Below are 4,401 nucleotides of genomic sequence, written 5' to 3'. Positions count from 1 at the left end.
ACACCCAGCTCCATTCCGAACCTGGCAGTTAAGCTTCTCTTCGCCGATGATACTGCACTTTTCAAGTGTGGGAATGTAGGTCGATGCAGGGATAGGGAACTTCCTTTGTCTTACAGATTTTATCATTCACTTTTATGCGATAATGAGATATTGGTGATGAAAAATACATTATTATTGAATTACCAAGATTTAGTGTAGTATTAAATGTCTCTTAACTTCATATATGTTAGAATTAGCTTTTTTGAGCTAAAATATTATAAGGGAGCAAATGCGTTTAGTGAATGTTATAAAAACTTACAACCAAGAAATTACTTTTATTTTGTTTTGTGCAGGTATAATCTTTTATGGATTAGGAGATTCTATTGGCAAGAATTTTAATGCGCAAACTTTTTTTCATATTGGTGGATTGATTTTCTTTATATGTAACTATAAAAAACTATCTTGGAATGATTTAAAAAATATCAAAATCCCTCTTATTTGTTTTGCTCTTGTTTTACTTCTTGGTTTATGCACTTTATTTGATACGATTACACCAAATACAATGTCTCAAATGTTCAAAAAGATTAATAGTCATATTTTAGGCTGGATTGCTTTATTTTTTATTATGTTTTTTTATGTCATACATACATCAAAAAATAAAGTCAATATTTTATTACTATTATTTGGATTAATGTGTGCAATTGATGTGATAGCCACAATTTATGTCTGGGTAAGTAATCATTTTCAAACTCATATGACACCGCTTTTTTTCTTTCATATTATAGCTCTTAATGTGTGGCTTCTTGGGGCAAGTGCGATTTGTGTTGTAGGTATGGCTACAACACACAATATAAAGATTAAGCTCCTTTTTGCTTTGGGATTACTTTTTTGTTTTATGGCGATTATAGGCAATGGGGAACGTTCCTTTTTGTTGGGGTTTTTTGCGCTACTTTTGTCTCCATTTTTTATATGGCATTACAAATATAAAATTTATGTTGTTTTTCTTATTTTGCTTATCAGCATACCTTCTATTTATGGAATCTACACTTACAGCAAGACATTATCCGATAGGTATAATTTTGGACATATGATAGATAATGTTTCTACTATATGGCAGAGTGCTCCCATAGAAATGGGGCAATATGATGCTTATTGTTTTGATGATACACAAAAATGGTTGCAATGCTCATCTCAAAGTCTAGCATTTGGCAAAAATGAGATTATCTTAGAGCATTCAGCAATCACAAGACTTGCGATGTATAAATCAGCACTTCATCTTATTATGAAAGAACCTTTTAAGCCACATATTGCTGGTGCAACAAGTGTAGGAGAATATTTGCGCTCCTATTATGGCAAAGACAATCCTTACAGAATCTATATTGATACTTCTGTATATAGTAACGCAGAAAATGTATATGGTTTTGGGCATATACATTCTACGCCCCTATCTATTCTCATAGAATATGGTGTCTTTGGTTTTTTGACTATTGTATTTTTCAATTTTTATATATTGTATATAGCACTTAAAACTTCATATAAGGAGACACATACTCAACTTAGCTTTGTGTCAAAATGTGTGAGTGTTTTTTTAATTGGATTATGGGTGCAAGTGCAGTTTGATGTGATGCACCCCGTTATGTTAAAATCTTTTTTCTTGGTTTTTGCTCTTTATTTTGCCCTTATTCATCGGTCTATGTGTAATGAAGATTTTGCTCACAATAAATGACATAAGTATATTTGGTGGGGCGGAGCGAGTAGTGGTAAATCTCGCCAATGCTTTAAGCGAAGTAGGGAATGAAGTGGAAATATTAAGCTTTTATAAAGCCAATGAAAACTTACCTTACCATATTAATAATAACATAAAACTTCACTTTTGGCATAATATTTCAGAATCTGCTTTTAAAGCACAAATATGTCGTAATGTTTTCTCTAAAATCTATTATAAAAATTGTTATAAATTTATTCTTAATGCACAAGTGCATTTTGATTTTAGAGATTTTGATGTAGTCATTGCAAATGACAGCACTTATATACCTTTTCTTAAGCACAAGTTCACACGATATATAAGACTTATTCATTTAAATTTTAGTATATATAATACACGAAATAATTTTTTCCACACTCTTGTTGTCCTTTCTTCTAAAGAGCTTTCTATTTGGGAGCAATACCACAAAGATATTAAGGTTATTCCTAATTTTTTACCTATTATTTCTACAGAACAAACAGATTTGAAGCAAAAAAGTATCATATCAGTTGGGCGTATGGATAGAGGTGATCAAAAAGGCTTTTTGCGCCTCATTGATATTTGGGCTCTGCTTCAACAGAGCCTTCAATCATCTGTGCCCCCCCCCCAATTACATTCTTGGCAGCTTGTTATCGTAGGTGATGGTGATATAAAGAGTGAGATAGAAACTAAAATTAAAGATTTAGGATTGCAAGATTCCATAATTCTCAAGCCATTTACCAAAGATATAGAATCTGAATATCTTAATGCGAGTATTTATGCTATGAGTAGCTATTATGAGGGTTTTCCTATGGTGCTTTTAGAATCTTGCTCCTATGGATTGTGTCCTATCGCCTTTGATATTAAAACAGGTCCAAGTGATATTATAGAAAATAACAAAAGTGGCTATTTAATACAAGATAATGATTTACATACTTATGCACATAAGCTTATAGAATTAATGAGTGATGAAAATAAGCGCAAAACTATGGGCGAGGCAGCAAAAGCAAGAGTAGCACAAAAGTTTAGTAAAGAGGCTATTATGCCATTGTGGGAGGAGGTGCTAGGTGGCAAATGAGCAAATAATGTTTTATATCATCGTGCCAATTTTTAATGTGGAGAGGTATTTAAGAAAATGCCTAGATTCACTTCTTTCACAGAGTTATACGCAATGGAAGGCGATTTTAGTGAATGATGGTAGCACAGATTCTAGTGGAGAAATCGCTCAAGAATATGCCAATAAAGATGCTAGATTTGTAACTTTAAATCAAGAAAATCAAGGGCAATCAATGGCTCGTAATGCGGGATTAGAATATGTAAAGAATCTTATCATCTCTACTAATCCCCCCCCCCCAACAATATTTGAATTATATTCGTTTTTTAGATTCTGATGATTATTTGCAGAGTTATGCACTAGAGCACTCCTATCATATATTGACACAATATGATGTAGATGTGCTTATGTATAGCATATATATCGCAAGAGAGCCTACCACATATACGCAAGTAGAGTTTGATTGGCAAGTGTTTCCTTCTCATATTGAGGGCTTATATACTCCCACAGATTTGATTTTATCACTTGGAGGGTATGCTATGATAACTTCAGCGGGAAGCTTTGTCGGCAAGGCTTCTTTAATATTTGAAAACAATATTACTTTTATCCCTCATATCATCTATGAAGACATTGCATTTTGCACAAAATCAGTAAGCAAATGTAAAAATATTTATATAAGCCACGAGCAAGTTTATAATTATACACTTGTTCCTAGCTCTATTATGAATTCATTTGTTACAAGAGATAAGCGGATAAAAATTACTTATAGCTATTTTATGATTTTGCAGACTTTTTTGCATTCTTTTAGAGAGGAAAAGAATCCTGTAATGAAGGAGTATTATTATCGTGCTTGTTTGGATAATGTGAAAAAGTTAATGCAATCTTTACAGCTTGTGGGCTATGTCGAGGAGCTTGGCTTTAGCAAAAAAGACTTGCTTTTATCTTTGTCTCAACTCAATATAAAGGGTAAAAGATATTTTTGCTGCCTTTTCCCTAGAATCTATGGATTTCCCAAAAGAATGCGTTTAGCATTGCGAATGTATGAAATTACGCACTTGGGCGAAATCTAAGGGCTTAAGCGAAAAGGACATAGGGCTTTTAAATCAAATTTCTTATGGACTTACAAAAGGTAAGCGTGGGAGAGCTAAGGAGCTGAAAGAAATGCTTGAATCTGATGGGTTTGGAATCGCATAGGGGCGCATAATGGGACAATGGGTAAGCAGCAGAGAGTTTGCAGAATCTAAGAGTATATCACTTCGCGCTTTGCAATTAAAAATTCAGAGAAACAAACAAAAAATTTTCTCTGTAAATACATATTTTTTTATGTATTTGTATGAAAATGGTATAGGTCGTGGGGGCAAAGTCCTTCGCATTTGGAGTGAGCCTTTTGCTACACAAGCAGAGGCGGAATCATTTATGCAATCTTACACACAAGAGCGAGTAGCATATCTTTTAAACACAGATTCTCATAAAACGCAATCTAGCGCGCTTGCATTCGTCCAATCTCAACACGCTACAACTTTAGAGCCAATATCACAAACTCAAGTTACAACACCTACAACACTTACAACACCGCATAAAATAGGCACTTCTAGCGTTTTAGCACAAGAGCAAGCAAAAGCCTTGAGCTGTCCATCACACTTTA

General features: G+C 33.6%; 5 protein-coding genes, 1 rRNA gene and 1 pseudogene. All 7 read left to right on the top strand.

Going from position 1 to position 4,401, the window contains the following annotated elements:
- Nucleotides 1-92, top strand: a 5S ribosomal RNA gene (gene rrf / locus LS67_RS09365); the annotation flags it as partial.
- A 176-nt stretch (nt 93-268) separates the two neighbouring features.
- Nucleotides 269-1,705: an O-antigen ligase family protein gene (locus tag LS67_RS09360; RefSeq protein ID WP_034328529.1), complete on the top strand. Its 1,437-nt coding sequence runs from the start codon at nt 269-271 to the stop codon at nt 1,703-1,705.
- Nucleotides 1,680-2,780 (top strand): glycosyltransferase family 4 protein, encoded by a 1,101-nt coding sequence (locus LS67_RS09355; protein ID WP_034328526.1) that lies wholly within the window; start codon nt 1,680-1,682, stop codon nt 2,778-2,780. Before LS67_RS09360 ends, LS67_RS09355 begins: the two co-directional genes overlap by 26 nt.
- The gene (locus LS67_RS09350) at nt 2,770-3,093 is read left to right on the top strand and encodes a glycosyltransferase family 2 protein (protein WP_058122010.1); all 324 of its coding nucleotides are present in this window, start codon (nt 2,770-2,772) and stop codon (nt 3,091-3,093) included. Before LS67_RS09355 ends, LS67_RS09350 begins: the two co-directional genes overlap by 11 nt.
- Nucleotides 3,065-3,826, top strand: coding sequence for a hypothetical protein (locus LS67_RS09345; RefSeq protein WP_161594497.1), 762 nt, complete (start codon nt 3,065-3,067; stop codon nt 3,824-3,826). The genes LS67_RS09350 and LS67_RS09345 overlap by 29 nt, the downstream gene beginning before the upstream one ends.
- Complete coding sequence (locus tag LS67_RS09760) at nt 3,798-3,950, top strand: hypothetical protein (protein ID WP_162845535.1); 153 nt, start codon at nt 3,798-3,800, stop codon at nt 3,948-3,950. The genes LS67_RS09345 and LS67_RS09760 overlap by 29 nt, the downstream gene beginning before the upstream one ends.
- A gap of 9 nt (nt 3,951-3,959) precedes the next feature.
- Nucleotides 3,960-4,401, top strand: a pseudogene (locus LS67_RS09340) (hypothetical protein); the annotation flags it as partial.

The organism is Helicobacter sp. MIT 03-1616 (assembly GCF_000765685.2).
Classification (GTDB): Bacteria; Campylobacterota; Campylobacteria; order Campylobacterales; family Helicobacteraceae; genus Helicobacter_C; species Helicobacter_C typhlonius.
This window is presented reverse-complemented; position numbering and strand designations above follow the sequence as displayed.

Bases quoted from the DNA above. Each gene is read 5' to 3' on its own strand.
- LS67_RS09355 (WP_034328526.1), top strand. From the start codon at position 1,680: ATGAAGATTTTGCTCACAATAAATGACATAAGTATATTTGGTGGGGCG.
- LS67_RS09760 (WP_162845535.1), top strand. From the start codon at position 3,798: ATGAAATTACGCACTTGGGCGAAATCTAAGGGCTTAAGCGAAAAGGAC.
- LS67_RS09360 (WP_034328529.1), top strand. From the start codon at position 269: ATGCGTTTAGTGAATGTTATAAAAACTTACAACCAAGAAATTACTTTT.